This is a genomic window from Pseudotabrizicola formosa (assembly GCF_002900965.1).
GTDB lineage: Bacteria > Pseudomonadota > Alphaproteobacteria > Rhodobacterales > Rhodobacteraceae > Pseudotabrizicola > Pseudotabrizicola formosa.
Window position 1 is genome coordinate 80,627 of the sequence record NZ_PJOM01000005.1, and the last position, 14,839, is coordinate 95,465.

The window sequence follows — 14,839 nt, forward strand, 5'->3', positions numbered from 1 at the left end:
GCGCGTCAGCGCTTCAGCGAATCGCTGATGTTGCGCACGGTGTCCTGCAACTTGGGCAGGACATATTCTATCGCTGCCGCGGGGCTCATGCGCACCGTCGGCACGCCGACATTTATGGCACCCACAAGGCCGCCGGCCGAATTGTGCAGAGGAACGGCAATCGACATCAGCCCGGTCTCCAGTTCCTGATCGACCAGTGACCAGCCTTGGTCGCGGACCTGTTCAAGCACGCGGCGGAATTCGCTGGGATCGGTGACGGTGTGCTCGGTCATCCGGGTCAGCGGAATGTGCTGCAGCATGCCCGGCCACATTTCAGGGGGCTGTGCTGCCAGCAGCACCCGCCCCGTCGCGGTGCAATGGGCGGGAAATCTGGCCCCGACGCTTATGCCGACGCTGATCACGCGGTGATATTGCGCGCCCGATACATACACCACGTCAAACCGGTCCAACACCGCCGCCGAAACCGATTCGCGCAGTTCGGTGGACAGATGGTCGATGAAGGGCCGCGCGATATCCCACGCCCCTTTCGAAGACAGGACGGAATAGCCCAGTTCAAGAACTTGCGGTGTCAGATCAAAGAGTTTGCCATCGGCCACCGCATAGCCTTCATGCACCAGTGTGAGCAAAATGCGCCTTGCACCTGCGCGCGTATTGCCGGTTTCGGCCGCCACTTCCGACAGGGTCATCTTGCGGCGCGTGCGGTTGAAGGCGCGCAAAACCTCAAGGCCACGGGCCAGGCTGGAGACATAGTCGCGCGGGTTCAACCCGCCGTTTTCGTCATCGCTCCAGTCGGGCGACGCGGTCATCAAACCTGTGCGCGCGGGGTTGCGCGGTGGAAGGACATCCACTGCGGACTCTGCCGGGACTTCGTCTTTTTCAATCACTTCCTTGGCCATAGGCCGCCTCCGTTAACGCATCCGGGTCTGGTCTGTGCGGCACCCTACGTAGCACAGCCAAAACACATCCTGTACCGGGAAATACGCTTGTTTAGGACTTGCTTTTCGATCGGGTTTCATTGTTATATCGCACAAGAGTGCGTTATGTGAACAATAACACTTCAGGGAGATCGCAAAAATGAAGAACACGCTCACTTTTCCGAACGGACTGACCAGAAGATCGATGCTCGCCGGGCTTGCCGCCGGCACCGCCGTATCCGCGCTGCCGCGCCGCGCGCATGCGCAGGATGTCACCCTGCGCTGGTGGTCGCCTCAGGGTGCCCCGGCACAGGCCGAAGCTTACAGATACCAGATCGCCGCCTTTGAGGCCGTCAATCCCGGCATCAAGGTGGTGTTCGAAACCACATCGGACGAAGGCTATGCGCCCCAACTGGCCGCCGCCTTTGCCAGCGGTGAGGTGCCGGATATCGTCACACACCTGCCATCCTTCGCGGTACAGACCTACTATTCCAATGGTCTGGTCGAGCCGATGGATGAGGTGATCGCCGCTGTTGGTGCGGACGATTATTATGAAGGTGCCAACGACGTCTTCAAAGCCGCTGACGGGAAGTTCTGCGCCACGGGCATCGGCAATACCGCGTCCGACATGCTGTGGCTGCGCCGGGATCTGATGGAAGCCAGTGGCATCGCCGAAGCCCCGAAAAACTGGGATGAGCTGCGCGCGGCCTGTCAGACGATGCAGAAAGACGGCATCTTTGGCGCACCGCTGCCCTATGGCCAGAACTCGATGACATCGCTGATCTTCATCGGTTTCATTCATCGCGCCGGCGGATCGGTGTTCACACCCGATCTGCAGCTCGCCATTGACTCTGACGCCACCCGCAATGCGCTGGAATTCTACAAATCCATGCGCGAACTCTGCCCGCCCGGAGCCACCAATTACAGCTGGGGCGAAAGCCTGACGGCCTTTGTTTCGGGGGCTTGCGCCACCGGCATCTATGCCGGCCGGGTGCTGGCCAACGTCACGGCGCAGAATCCCGGCATCGCCGATCAGATCACCTGCACCACCTACCCGACCATGCAGGCGGATATCCCTGCCTGGACCTTCAACGACTTCCCAAGCGTCTTCATCCCGGCGCAATCCAAGCAGAAAGAGGCCGCAAAGGCTTTTGCCGCCTTCCTGTTTGATCCCGAGGGCTACATCCGCCAGCTGCACGCGGCCCCCGGCCACGTTCTGCCAGTGCTGAAGTCAATCAGCGCGAACCCGACCTATCAGGCCAACGAGATCATCCAGAAATATTCGGCCGAGGTCGATCTGATGTCCTCTGCGGCGGCAGGCGGGTTCAACCTTGGCTATGAAACCAGTGAGCATGCCTCGAACGACAAGGCGGGTGAGGTGATTGCCTCGAACGCCATCGCCGATCTGGTGCAGCGCGTCGTGCTGAACGGCGACAACGTGGACACTGCGCTGAGCGATTGCTCCAAGGCCATTGAAGCCATCATGCAGGCATGATGCCCGCGCGGGCTGCCTGGCAACCGGGCAGCCCGCATCTTGAAGGAAATCGCATGACCACCCTGACCCAAACCCCGTTAGAGCGCCGCTATGCGCGGCTTGGCCTGCTGCTGATTGCGCCGACGGTGCTGATCTTCTGTGCCGTCATCATTTATCCGCTCGTCTCGGCGCTGTATTTGTCCCTGTTCAAGGTGTTCACCCCGACGCTGGAAAGCAGCTGGGTGGGGCTGGCGAATTATCGGGAATTGCTGGCAAGTGGCATGTTCTGGTCTGCGCTGGTCAATACCTTGGTCTGGACGGCGGGCACCCTGACGCTGCAGATCGTTCTGGGCATCGGGATGGCGCTGGTGCTGCATCAGAACATCTGGTTCCGGTCGCTCGCGCGGTCGCTGATCCTGTTTCCCTATTTTATCTCGACCGTGGTGGCGGTTCTGGTGTGGAAATGGGTGTTCAATGATCTTTACGGCATCCTCAACCACCTGCTGATGCAGGCGGGCATCACCAATATGCCAGTCGATTATCTGGGCAGCATGCCCAATGCGATGATCTCGGTCATTCTGGTGGGCGCTTGGAAGTACTTCCCTTTCGTGGTGATTGCCGTGCTGGCGCGGCTTCAGACCATCCCTGAACCGCTGTATGAGGCCGCCCGGATTGACGGTGCGGGGCCCATCGCGCGGTTCTTTGACGTCACCCTGCCACAACTGCGCGATGTGCTGGTGGTCATCATCATGCTGCGTGCGATCTGGGATTTCAAAGAGTTCGACCTGATCTGGCTGCTGACCGGCGGCGGACCATCCTCTTCAACCGAAACGCTGCCCATCGTGGTCTACCGACAGGCCTTTGCCCTGAACCAGATGGGCATGGCCGCTGCCTGGGCGGTGTCGATGATGGCAATCCTGCTGGTGTTCATGATCGTCTACATCCGCAAAACCCGCGACAAGGGGGCTGTCTGATGCGCAAGTTTCTTGGCCCCATCGTCCTGAACGTCTTTGCCTGGACAACCATTCTGGCGGTCGCCTTCCCGTTGTTCTGGATGCTGGTCACTTCGGTGAAGCCGCAGTCCGAGCTGTTCCGCCGCCCGCCGACCATGATGCCCGAGGTCTGGACGTTCGAGCATTACTGGCACCTGCTGACTCAAACGAACTTCCTGGTCTATTTCCGCAACTCGGTGATGCTGTCCACCGTGACAACGCTGCTGGTGGTGACGGTGGCCACGCTGGGGGCCTACAGCCTCGTGCGGTTCCGCTACCGGGGCCGTGAAAGCCTCGCCTTCATGGTGTTGTTCACCTATCTTCTGCCCTCCGTCGTGCTGATCATTCCGCTCTATCTGATGCTGGTCAGCCTTGGGCTGTCGAACACGCTGTTTTCCTTGGTGATCGCCTATACCACCTTTGCGCTGCCCTATGCGCTTTGGCTGATGCGGTCCTTCATGGCGGGTGTGCCGGATGATCTGGAATATGCGGCCATGGTGGATGGGGCCAGCCGGATGGGTGCCTTTGTCGATGTGATCCTGCCGCAGCTTCTTCCCGGCATCATCTCGACCGCGCTGTTCACCTTCATCCTTTCGTGGAACGAATATCTCTACGCGCTTGTCCTTGTGAACTCGGACGACGCGCGCCCGCTGACCACCGGCGTGATGAACATGCTGATCTCGTCCTTCAACATCGAATGGTCGCTGCTGATGGCCGCCTCGGTGATGATGAGCGTGCCCTTGATCATCGTTTTCGCCTTCCTGCAAAGCTATCTGACCCGCGGCTTCGGCGCGGGCGCCGTGAAAGGCTGACCCATGGCCAATGTCGATTTCCGCACCGTCGTCAAATCCTTCGGAACCTTTACCGCGCTGCACGGGCTGGACCTGTCAATCAAGTCCGGCGAATTCGTGGCCCTGCTTGGCCCGTCAGGCTGCGGCAAGACCACCACCCTGCGCATGCTGGCGGGACTGGAGTTTCCCACCTCCGGCGACATCATCATCGGGGACCGCCGGGTGAATGATCTGCCACCGGGAGAGCGGGACATCGCCATGGTGTTCCAGTCTTATGCGCTCTACCCGCATATGACGGTGGCCGAAAACATCGCCTATCCGCTCAAGAAACGGGGCGTGCCAAAGGCCGAGCGCGGCCCGATGGTCGCCAAGACTGCCGAAATGCTGCACCTCACGGCCCTGCTGGACCGCAAGCCCAAACAGCTCAGCGGGGGCCAGCAACAGCGTGTGGCTCTGGGCCGGGCGCTGATCCGCGACCCCAAGGTGTTTCTGCTCGACGAGCCGCTGTCAAACCTTGACGCCAAGCTGCGCAGCCAACTGCGGGCAGAATTGATCGAACTGCACCGCCGCCTTGGCCGCACCATGGTTTACGTCACCCATGACCAGCTGGAGGCGATGACCATGGCCGACCGCATCGCCATCATGGAAGGCGGCAACCTGCAACAGTTTGCCCCCCCGGCCGAAGTCTACGCCAGGCCCGCCAACCGGTTTGTTGCCGGTTTCATCGGCACGCCGGGCATGACGCTGATGGATGGCATGCTTGTACAATCTGGCAACGGCTGGGCCTTTGAAACCGAAGGCCTGCGCCTGCGCCTGCCCCGGCTGATCGACAGTGCCAAGCCTGGAGCCGCCGCCTTTGGCATCCGCCCCGAGGATGTGCACCTTGGCAGCGGCGATCTGACCGGTGAGGTGGTGCTGACCGAGGCAACCGGGCATGAAACCATTGTCACGGTCGCCATTGCGCCCGGCGTGCGGGTCATCGCCCGTATCCCCGGCACGCCCGCTTTGCGCATTGGCGACCGTGTTCCGGTCACGCTAGACGCCGCGCGCGCTCATGTCTTTGCAGCGGGCCCGCAAGGGGCCCGGCTGAACCATCCTTCCGGCACCGCTGATGCCGATGAAGCTTTCAATATCGCCACACCCCTGCGTGTGGCTTCCAAAGGAGTTCTGTCTTGAATCGCCATTCTGTCGACTGGGCGGGTCCAATGCCCGCGATCACCACGCCCTTCCGCAAGGATCTGTCGATTGACGAAGAGTCGTTCACAGCCAATATCGACCGCCTCTTTGCTGCCGGATCAACCGGCATGGTGGCGGCGGGCTGCACCGGGGAGTTCTGGGCGCTCAGCTTCAAGGAACGCGCGCGGCTGGCCAAACTGACCGCCGACGCTTGCCGCGGGCGCGGCCCCGCCATCGTGGGCACCGGGGCCATCCGCGAGGGTGAGGTGATCGAGCAGATCCACGCGATCAAGGAAGCGGGCGGCGATGGCGTGCTGGTGTTGCCACCGTTCTTCGCGCATCTGACCGAAGCCGAGATCATCGCCCATTTCGAGGCGGTCAACGCGGCCAGTGTCCTGCCCATCGTGCTCTACAACATCCCCGGCAATGCCGGAAATGCCATCACCCCGTCCATCGCCAGCCGCCTGGCCGATCTGGACAATGTGGTGGCGATCAAGGAATCCTCGGGCGACTGGAAGAATTTTCACGCCACCCTGATGCAGGTGCGTGACCGGATCCGGGTCTATTGCGGTCCGTCTTCGGTTTTCGGCGTCGCGGCCACGCTGGCCGGCGCGGATGGGCTGATCGACTGCTTCCCCAACGTCTGGGACAAGGGCTGCCTCGACCTGTGGCATGCCACAAAGGCGGGGCGGATGGACGAAGCCTGGGCTTTGCAGCGCACCGGGATCGAGATGACCGAACTTTTCACCACCGAGGGGCGCTCGCTTTATCCGGCCACCAAGGCTGCTATGAATTTCCTCGGTCTGCCCGGTGGCGGCGAGCCGCGCCCACCGCTTCGCGCGCTGTCGGGCGCGCCGTTGCAAGGGCTGAAGGCCGGAATGGAGGCGCTGTTGGCGCCGAATGCAAAGGTGGCATGATGGAACTGGGATTGAAGGGGCGGCGGGCCATTGTGACCGCTGCATCGCGGGGGCTGGGATTTGCGGCGGCGCGGTCCCTGGCACGCGAAGGTGTGTCGGTCGTGATGAACGCTCGCAGCGCAGGCCCGCTGGAAGAGGCGGCTCGCGCGATCCACGCCGAATTCGGGGTCGAGGCGATTCCGGTCGCGGTGGATTTCAACACCGCCGAGGGCCGTGCCGAAATTCTGGCGGCGGCCGGCGAGGTGGATATTCTGGTGAACAACCCTGGCGTGCGGCAGGTGCCCACCCCTTCGGCGCAGATCACCTCCGAAGATTGGCGGCACTGGCTTGAGGTGCATTTCCTGTCCTCGGTGGAAATGATCCAGGCGGTGACGCCGGGGATGATCGAGCGGCGCTTTGGCCGCGTCGTGAACATGAGCGTCAGTTTCATTAAGTTCCCGCAGGTGGGCTTTGCCCATTCCCACGCCGCCCGTCTGGCGCTGTCGGGTGCGGTGGCGGCAATGTCGCGCGAATTGTTGCCGCATAATGTGACCGTCAACACCGTCTGCCCCGGCCTGTTCGATACCGACGCGCTGCACACCAACCTGCACGGCCACGCCAAGCGCGGCAACACCACCTATGAGGCCATTTTGAAAAACCGGCTGGAAACCTGTCCGGCGGGCCGTCTGGGTGATCCGTCCGAATGTGGCGATCTGATCGCCTTTCTGTGCTCGGCACAGGCCGGGTTCATCTCGGGGCAAAACATCGTCAATGATGGTGGCGTCTATCAGGGGCTGTTCTGATGGCACGGGTGGCCCTTCTCTCCGGCGGCGGGCGTGGGCTTGGGGCCGCGATTGCCACCCGCTTGCTGGCCGATGGCTGGTCCTTGTCGCTCGGCCTGCGCGATGTTTCGCAAGCGAAACAATTCGGGCTGCCGGATCGGGTGCAGGCGGTGGCGTTTGACGCGACCGATCCTGCTGCGGCCTCTGCCTGGGTAGACGCAGCGGCAGAACGCTTTGGTCAGATTGACGCGCTGGTGAACAACGCAGGCATCATGAAGATGGTCGATTTTGACCGCGGCACCGAGGATGATCTGGACGCGATGTGGCAGGTCAACGTCAAGGCCCCGTTCCGCCTGATCAGCGCCACCCTGCCGCATCTGCGCAAAACCGGGCAGGGGCGGGTGGTCAACATCGCCTCCACCGACGCCAAGCGCTACCGGCAAGGCACCAGTGTCGGCTATTCGATGACCAAGCACGCGCTGCTCTCGATGACGCAGGCCGTGCGCGCCGCCGCCTGGGATGATGGCGTGCGCGCCACCGCGCTGTGCCCCGGGGCCATCGACACTGACCTCTTGGCCAATGTGGTCGGGGCCACCCCGAAACCCGATCGGCTGACCCCGGACACCGTTGCCGGCATGGTCGCCTTTGTCCTGTCGCTGCCCAATCAGGCCAGCGTGCCTGAACTGATTGCCAACACCCGGCTGGAGAGCCTGATATGACCCTTGATCCGCGCCTGAATGATGATCTTGCCGCCTGGGATGCCGCGCATTTCCTGCATCCCACCACGCATATTGCCAACCACGCCAAGGGCATGGTCGCAGGCCGCATTGTTACGGGCGGAGAGGGCAGCACGATTGTCGACCGTGACGGGAACCGCTTTCTTGATGGCTTTGCCGCGCTCTATTGCGTGAATGCCGGTTACGGTCGCCCGGAAATCGCCGATGCGATGGCGAAACAGGCGCATGATCTGGCATTTTTCCACAGCTTTGGCGGCCATGGGAATGAGCCTGCCATCCGTCTGGCCAAGATGGTGATGGACCGTGCCCCCGCGCATATGAGCCGGGTGTTCTTTGGGCTGTCCGGGTCTGACGCCAATGAAACCAACGTCAAGCTGGCCTGGCACTACCACATCCTGCGCGGCGAGCCGCAGCGGCGCAAGATCATCTCGCGCTGGCGGGGCTATCATGGCTCGGGCATCGTGTCTGGTTCCATGACCGGCTTGCCCGGCTATCACGCCCGCATGGGCCTGCCCTTGCCCGGTTTCCTGCACACCCATACCCCGCACCACCTGCGCCGGCCGCAGGATGACATGGACGAGGACACTTATCTGAACTGGCTGATCGCCGAGCTGGAGCAGATGATCGAAACCGAGGGCCCGGACACCATCGCTGCCTTCGCGGGCGAACCGGCCATGGGCACCGGCGGCATCATCCCGCCGCCCCCCGGCTACTGGGCGCGGGTGCAAGAGGTGCTGGACCGTCACGGCATCCTGCTCATCGCGGATGAGGTGGTGACAGGCTTTGGTCGTACCGGGTCGATGTTCGGGTCGGACCATTTTGGTCTGCGCCCCGATTTCATCACCGTGGCCAAGGGCCTGACCTCGGCCTATGCGCCCTTGTCGGGGTCGATCATCTCGACCCGCGTGATGGATGTGCTGCTGACCGGCTCGGAAGAGCATGGGATGCTGGCGCATGGCTTTACCTATTCTGCCCATCCGGTCTGTGCCGCGGCGGGTGTGGCAACACTGGAATTGGTCGACAGTCTGGGGCTGGTGGCCAATGCGGGGCGGGTGGGTGCCCATTTCAAGGGTGCGTTGCAAGACGCGCTGGGCACCCATCCGCATGTGGCGGAAATCCGCGGTGAAGGGCTGATGCTCGCGGTCGAGTTCATGGCCGATCCGGGCAAGCGCGAATGGTTCGCGCCGATGACCGTGGTGCCCAAGATCACCGCCGCCATGCTGACGCGCGGCGTGATCGCGCGGCCTTTGCCCGAAGGAAATATCGTCGGCTTCGCGCCGCCCTTGTGCCTGACCGTGCCAGAGGCGGACCGTCTGGTGTCCGCCCTCAAGGACGCGGTGGCCGAGGTTCTGGGCTGACAAAAGCCGCAATGACAAGGACGAAGACATGACTGATTTTTCCCATCTTGTGCGTGAGGCGAACCTGATCGGCGGCGCTTGGGTCGGTGCAGACGCTGGCACCATGATCGAGGTGACCAATCCCGCCAATGGCACGGTCATCGCCCGTGTGCCCAATGCGGGCGCAGATGAGACGCGCCGTGCGATTGATGCCGCCCATGCCGCCTTTCCCGCCTATGCTGCCCTGCCGCTGAATGAACGTGTGGCCATGCTGCGCCGCCTGCATCAGGCGATCATGGATCAGCAAGAGCCTCTGGCCCGGATGATGACCGCCGAACAGGGCAAACCCCTGTCCGAAGCGCGGGCCGAGGTTGGCTCCAGCGCGGCCTATGTGCTGTGGTTCGCCGAAGAGGCGCGCCGGATCTATGGCGAGATCATCCCCTCGCCTGTCGCCGGGCGGCGGCTGATGACGACCAAGCATCCGGTGGGGGTGGTGGCCGCGATCACGCCGTGGAATTTCCCCTCATCCATGCTGGCGCGCAAGATCGGGCCGGCACTGGCTGCGGGCTGTACGGTGGTGGTGAAACCGGCCAGTGCCACGCCGCTGTCGGGGCTGGTCTGGGGGCAGTTGGCGGAACAGGCGGGCTTCCCGGCCGGCGTGGTCAATGTGCTGACCGGCAGCGCCCGCGCCATCGGCGGCGAGATCATGGCCAACCCCAAGGTACGCAAGATCACCTTCACCGGGTCAACCGAGATCGGCAAAGACCTGATCCGCGCCGCCGCCGGCACGGTCAAGAGGGTGTCGATGGAACTGGGCGGCAATGCGCCCTTCATCGTGTTTGACGACGCCGATCTGGACCGTGCGGTCAGTGGCGCCATTACCGCCAAGTTCCGCAATGCTGGGCAAACCTGCATCTGCACCAACCGGCTTTATGTACAATCGGGCATCTACGACCGCTTCACCGCTGCCTTTGCCGAACGGGTTGCCGCGCTCAAGGTCGCGCCGGGCGATGAGGCCGGGGCCGAACAAGGCCCGATGATCGACGAAGCGGCGGTCGAGAAGATGGAGGGCCTTCTGGCCGATGCGCTCGACAAAGGCGGCCAGCTGGTCACCGGCGGCGGGCGGCACGCGCGCGGCGGGCTGTTCTTCCAGCCCACCGTGATCAGCAACGCCACCCCGGACATGCGGTTCAGCTCTGAGGAAATCTTTGGCCCTGTTGCCGCCGTCTACAAGTTTGACACCGAAGATCAGGCGATCAGCCTCGCCAATGACACCGAATACGGACTGGCCGCCTATGCCTTTACCCAGGACATGCGCCGCGTATTCCGCCTGCAGGACCAGTTGGGCTACGGGCTTCTCGGCATCAACGAGGTGCTGATCGTCACGCCCGAAGCCCCATTTGGCGGGATCAAGGAATCCGGCATGGGCCGCGAAGGCGGGCGCCAGGGGATCGAGGATTTTCTGGACCTGAAATACACGTGCATCGGCGGGCTTTGACCCGCCGCGACGCGCCCCTGCAGCAAACTGAACCATCAGCAAAAGGAGTCACCGAAATGTTTGCCCTGACCAGATCGGATTTCATGCGGGGGGCGATTGCGACCCTTGGCCTCGCGGTGCTTGCTGCCGCACCGGCATTTTCCCAGACCAGCCTGCGCTTTGCGCATTTTTCGGTCGAGGATGACCCGAACCACCGTGCGGCGACCGAACTGGCCGAACTGGTCGCCGCCGCGACCAATGGTGATGTGACCATTGCCATTTCGCCCAATTCGCAGCTGGGCGGCGAGGTGGAGGTGGTTGAAGGCATCCTGCTTGGCACCATCGACATGGCACCGCCCTCTGCTGCTGTGCTGGCCAATTGGGTGCCGGAAATGAACGTGCTGAACATGCCCTTCGTGTTCCGCGACTGGGACCACTATCAAAGCGTGCTGAACGGCCCGATCTATGATGAGCTGAGTGCTGCGGCGGCGCCCAAGGGTTTGCGCCTGCTGGGCTTCATGACATCGGGCCCGCGCCACATCATGACCACCTCTGCGGTAAACGGCATGGAAGATCTGGCCGGGCGCAAGATCCGGACGGTGCAGAACCCCGTCCATGTGGCCACGTTCAACGCTTTCGGGGCCAATGCGACCGCCATCGCCTATCCCGAAGTGTACAGCTCGCTGCAAACCGGCGTGGTTGATGGTGCGGATGCTGCCAATACCAACTACTTTACGGCCAAGTTCTATGAGGTGGCCCCGTTCTGGGCACAGGTCAGCTGGCTGTTCTACACCAACCCGATCGTGATCTCCGAAGCAAAGTTCCAGTCTCTTGATGCCGAAACGCAAGCGGCGCTGCTCGATGCGGGCCGCAAGGTGGGTCAGGATCAGCAGGCGGACTGGCGGGCGAGCGATGACAACCTTCTGGCCGAGCTGACCGCAAACGGTGTGACCGTCACCACCCCGGACCCCGCGCCGTTCCGCGCCGCAGCCGAGGCGATCTACGCGGAGTTTCTGACCACAGATGAAGAAAAGCGTCTTGTCGCGCTGATCAACCAATAGGCTGAGCATGCCCATAAAGCGCCTGATCACTCTGCTCCGATCCCTGACCACAGGCTTTGCAGTTCTCTGTTTCTGCTTCATGGTACTGGCGGTCACGGTGCAGGTGATCGGGCGCTACCTTTTGCCAATCAAACTGGGTAATGCCGTGGAAAGTGCGGCCTTTGCACAGGTCTGGCTCGCCTGTATCGGGGCTGGGCTGGCCCTGCGACATGGCGCTGTCTTTGCTGTGGATGCGCTGCCTGCCACCTTGCCGCTCTGGGCGGCGCGGGTGGTTTCGGTGCTGATTGCCCTGGGGTCTTTGATCTTTCTGGCCGTGCTGGTTTATGGCGGCATTCTTCTCATGCGTCAGGGGGCCTCACAAACCTCTCCCACCTTGCTCATGCCGATGTGGATCGTGTTCATGGCGGTTCCGGTCGGCATGTCCTTCATGGCGCTGGAAGTGGTGCTGCGGGTGGTAGACCGATGGTCAGACCCCTTCGCCCCGGTGTTCGAGATGGAGATGGCAGAATGATGCCGCTTGCCGGACTGGGCCTGCTGCTGCTTGCAGGGGGCGTGCCGATCTTTTTCGTGCTGGGGCTGACCGCGCTGATCTCGGTGCTTTATGCCGATCTGCCGCTGGTGCTGCTGGCGCACCGGTTTTATTCGGGCTTGAACAATTTTACGCTGATGGCCATTCCCTTCTTCATCCTGGCAGGCATGCTGATGGATGCGGGCGGGCTGTCCCGGCGGATTGTCGATTTTGCCATGGCGCTGATCGGCTGGGTGACCGGCAGCCTCTTGATGGTGGCCATCGTCGCGGCCACTGCCCTTGCCGCCATGTCGGGGTCGGGCAGTGCCGATACGGCGGCGGTGTCTGCCGTGCTGCAACCCGAATTGCGCCGGCGGCGTTACAATGTCGATTTTGCGGCCGCGCTGATTGCTGCCTCTGGCACGCTGGCACAGATCATACCGCCCAGCCTGATGCTGGTTCTGATCGGCGTGGTCAACAACCTGTCCATCGGGGCACTGTTTCTGGCGGGTATCCTACCGGGCCTGCTGATCTTGCCAGGGTTTTTCTACATCGCGCATCGCCATGCCTCGCGCGGGGGGCCGCAATACCGCGCCGCAGAGCCGTTCAACGGCCGCCGGTTGTGGCACAGCTTTGTTGCGGCGGTTCCGGCCTTCGGCATGGCGGTGGTGATCATGGGCGGCATCATCGGCGGCATCTTCACCCCGACCGAAGCGGCGGGGGCGGCCGTGGTCTATGCGTTGATCGTCGGGGCCTTCGTGTACCGCGAATTGACATGGGCGCGCTTTGTACACGCCATGGTGCAGGCCAGCGCCTTCACCTCTGGCATTCTGATCCTTGTGGCGGCGGCGACGACTTTCAACTGGCTGATTGCCGTGGCCGGTTTCCCAGAGATGATCAAGATCTGGTTCAGCGACAATATCAACAACTTCTGGATGTTCCTGTTGATCGTCAACGTGCTGCTGATGGCCTTGGGCATGGTGATGGAAAGCCTTGCCATCATCTTGCTGCTCAGCCCGATCCTGCTGCCGATTGCGGCGTCTTACGGCATCGACCCGGTGCATTTCAGTGTGGTGATGGTGTTCAACTGCGCCATCGGGATGATCACGCCACCCTTGGGCGGGGCGGTCTTCGTAGCCGCGACCATCGCCAGACGACCGTTTCTGGCGGTCGTGCGCCACATCTGGCAGCCCTGGCTGGTGATGACAGCGGTGCTGCTGCTGATCACCTTTGTGCCGGTGATCACCCTGATCTTGCCGCAACTGGCTGGCTATCTGAAATAGATGCCCCGGACAGGGTCATCGGACGTCTCTGACGGGGCAGTCGGAAGGGCGGCTGTCCTGCCAAAGCGACAGGTGGCGTCAATACACCAGCGACAGTTTTGCGGCGAGCGCGTCGAAACTATGATCGGCTGCCTGCAGGGCGTCATGTCGGCGACAGCTGTAATAGGCCGCCGCCAGATCCGGGCCAAACCACGTGGTTGCATCGGCAAGCGCCTGGGGGGTCAGCGCTGCGTCCAGAGCTGCAGGCAGCGGGCGCACCCGCAACGCCGCCCGCTGTTCCGCTGACAAGGTGTCAGGGTCTAGCTGCACATCCGGCGGCGAGGGACTGCCTGCTGCGATGCCGGCCAGCCCGGCGCGGATGAGTGCGGCCAGTGCCAGATAGATGTTCGCGGTCGCATCACAGACCCGGTATTCCACCGAGGCGCGCGGGCTGCTGCCGTCGGCTGCCGGCGCGCGTGGCACCAGCCGGATCATCGCTTCGCGGTTGCGCAGGCCGACACAGGTGAAGGCCCCGACCCAGGCATGCGGCCGCAGCCGGGCGTAGGAATTGGCCGAGAGCACGGTAAGTGGCACGAGGCTTTCCGCATGGTCGATCAGTCCGGCCACAAAGGGGGCAGAGCGGCCCGTCAGCCAATCCGACTGGCAGGTCACATTGCGCGTGCCATCCCAGAGTGAAAAATGGATATGCACGCCATTGCCCACCTCATCCAACGCCGGCTTGGGCAGGAAGCTGGCCCGCAGCCCCATGCAGCGCGCCGCATCGCGGATGGTTTCCAGCGTCAGAACCGTGCGGTCGGCCGCGCTGAGCGGATCGCTGGGCACCGAACTGATCTCGAATTGCGAGGCCCCGTATTCCGCCTGAAATTGCTCCAGCATGATGCCAGAGCGTTCCAGAGTATCCATCACCCTCTGGCCCAAGGGCGCAATGGCGCGTCCGGCAGACAGGGAAAATGCGACGTGGTTTGGCTCATTCAAGCCATGGACGGTGAATTCATGTTCGAGGGCGACTTTCATCGTCAGCCCCGTTGCCGCCAAATCGGCAATGGCGGCTTTCAACGCAGTCCTTGGGCAGCAGGCCCAGGCTGTGCCATCCATCTGCCGCGCATCGCACAGCGCCAGATCAAAGGCCGGCCCGCCCTGATGACCGCCCAGCGTGACGGTGGCGGCAGGGTCTGGCACGAAGCGGATTTCGCCCAAGGCGCCAAAGCCATTGTCGGGCGGCAAGCCGTTCAGCGCGCCGATGGTCAGGTTGGCGGGCACCCAGGGCAGCCCTTTGGCCATGGCTTCGCCCATACGGGCCTGCGGCACGGACCGACCACGCAGAATACCGTTCAGATCCTGATTTCCAAGAAACAGGAAATGTCCGGGGGACGCCATGTCATCTCTCCGCATCGGTCAAAGGGGATGGCGC

At 62.8% G+C, this 14,839-nt stretch carries 14 protein-coding genes; 12 read left to right on the forward strand and 2 right to left on the reverse strand.

Annotated elements, in window-relative coordinates; translation table 11 throughout:
- Positions 1 to 5: 5 nt before the first annotated feature.
- Entirely contained in the window at positions 6 to 806 is an 801-nt protein-coding gene (locus CXR43_RS15610; protein ID WP_168219853.1) for an IclR family transcriptional regulator domain-containing protein, read from the reverse strand.
- Positions 807 to 1,074: 268 nt separating this feature from the next.
- Between CXR43_RS15610 and CXR43_RS15615 the strand changes: the two genes are divergently transcribed.
- Genes CXR43_RS15615 through CXR43_RS15670 form a run of 12 tightly spaced genes read left to right on the forward strand, consistent with a single transcriptional unit; the run spans position 1,075 to position 13,428 of the window.
- Positions 1,075 to 2,409, forward strand: coding sequence for an ABC transporter substrate-binding protein (locus CXR43_RS15615; RefSeq protein WP_103335583.1), 1,335 nt, complete (start codon positions 1,075 to 1,077; stop codon positions 2,407 to 2,409).
- A 53-nt stretch (positions 2,410 to 2,462) separates the two neighbouring features.
- The gene (locus tag CXR43_RS15620) at positions 2,463 to 3,362 is read left to right on the forward strand and encodes a carbohydrate ABC transporter permease (protein WP_168219854.1); all 900 of its coding nucleotides are present in this window, start codon (positions 2,463 to 2,465) and stop codon (positions 3,360 to 3,362) included.
- On the forward strand, positions 3,362 to 4,192 hold the full coding sequence (locus CXR43_RS15625; protein ID WP_103335588.1) for a carbohydrate ABC transporter permease: 831 nt from the start codon (positions 3,362 to 3,364) through the stop codon (positions 4,190 to 4,192). The genes CXR43_RS15620 and CXR43_RS15625 overlap by 1 nt, the downstream gene beginning before the upstream one ends.
- 3 nt (positions 4,193 to 4,195) lie before the next feature.
- Positions 4,196 to 5,347 carry an ABC transporter ATP-binding protein gene (locus tag CXR43_RS15630; protein ID WP_103335590.1) on the forward strand — a complete coding sequence of 384 codons (1,152 nt, stop codon included), beginning with the start codon at positions 4,196 to 4,198 and terminating at the stop codon, positions 5,345 to 5,347.
- Positions 5,344 to 6,264 carry a dihydrodipicolinate synthase family protein gene (locus tag CXR43_RS15635; protein WP_146036536.1) on the forward strand — a complete coding sequence of 307 codons (921 nt, stop codon included), beginning with the start codon at positions 5,344 to 5,346 and terminating at the stop codon, positions 6,262 to 6,264. Before CXR43_RS15630 ends, CXR43_RS15635 begins: the two co-directional genes overlap by 4 nt.
- Positions 6,264 to 7,046: an SDR family oxidoreductase gene (locus tag CXR43_RS15640; protein WP_168219855.1), complete on the forward strand. Its 783-nt coding sequence runs from the start codon at positions 6,264 to 6,266 to the stop codon at positions 7,044 to 7,046. Before CXR43_RS15635 ends, CXR43_RS15640 begins: the two co-directional genes overlap by 1 nt.
- Positions 7,046 to 7,744, forward strand: a complete 699-nt coding sequence (locus CXR43_RS15645) for an SDR family NAD(P)-dependent oxidoreductase (RefSeq protein ID WP_103335597.1) — start codon at positions 7,046 to 7,048, stop codon at positions 7,742 to 7,744. The genes CXR43_RS15640 and CXR43_RS15645 overlap by 1 nt, the downstream gene beginning before the upstream one ends.
- Positions 7,741 to 9,120: an aminotransferase class III-fold pyridoxal phosphate-dependent enzyme gene (locus CXR43_RS15650; protein ID WP_103335600.1), complete on the forward strand. Its 1,380-nt coding sequence runs from the start codon at positions 7,741 to 7,743 to the stop codon at positions 9,118 to 9,120. Before CXR43_RS15645 ends, CXR43_RS15650 begins: the two co-directional genes overlap by 4 nt.
- Positions 9,121 to 9,148: 28 nt before the next feature.
- Positions 9,149 to 10,597: an NAD-dependent succinate-semialdehyde dehydrogenase gene (locus tag CXR43_RS15655; RefSeq protein ID WP_103335602.1), complete on the forward strand. Its 1,449-nt coding sequence runs from the start codon at positions 9,149 to 9,151 to the stop codon at positions 10,595 to 10,597.
- A 56-nt stretch (positions 10,598 to 10,653) separates the two neighbouring features.
- Complete coding sequence (locus CXR43_RS15660) at positions 10,654 to 11,637, forward strand: TRAP transporter substrate-binding protein (protein WP_103335605.1); 984 nt, start codon at positions 10,654 to 10,656, stop codon at positions 11,635 to 11,637.
- 7 nt (positions 11,638 to 11,644) lie between these two features.
- On the forward strand, positions 11,645 to 12,148 hold the full coding sequence (locus CXR43_RS15665; RefSeq protein WP_103335608.1) for a TRAP transporter small permease: 504 nt from the start codon (positions 11,645 to 11,647) through the stop codon (positions 12,146 to 12,148).
- Complete coding sequence (locus CXR43_RS15670) at positions 12,145 to 13,428, forward strand: TRAP transporter large permease (protein ID WP_246831422.1); 1,284 nt, start codon at positions 12,145 to 12,147, stop codon at positions 13,426 to 13,428. Before CXR43_RS15665 ends, CXR43_RS15670 begins: the two co-directional genes overlap by 4 nt.
- Before the next feature lie 78 nt (positions 13,429 to 13,506).
- On the opposite strand, the gene CXR43_RS15675 is transcribed toward CXR43_RS15670, so the two are convergent.
- Positions 13,507 to 14,805 carry a type I glutamate--ammonia ligase gene (locus CXR43_RS15675; protein WP_168219856.1) on the reverse strand — a complete coding sequence of 433 codons (1,299 nt, stop codon included), beginning with the start codon at positions 14,803 to 14,805 and terminating at the stop codon, positions 13,507 to 13,509.
- Positions 14,806 to 14,839: the final 34 nt, after the last annotated feature.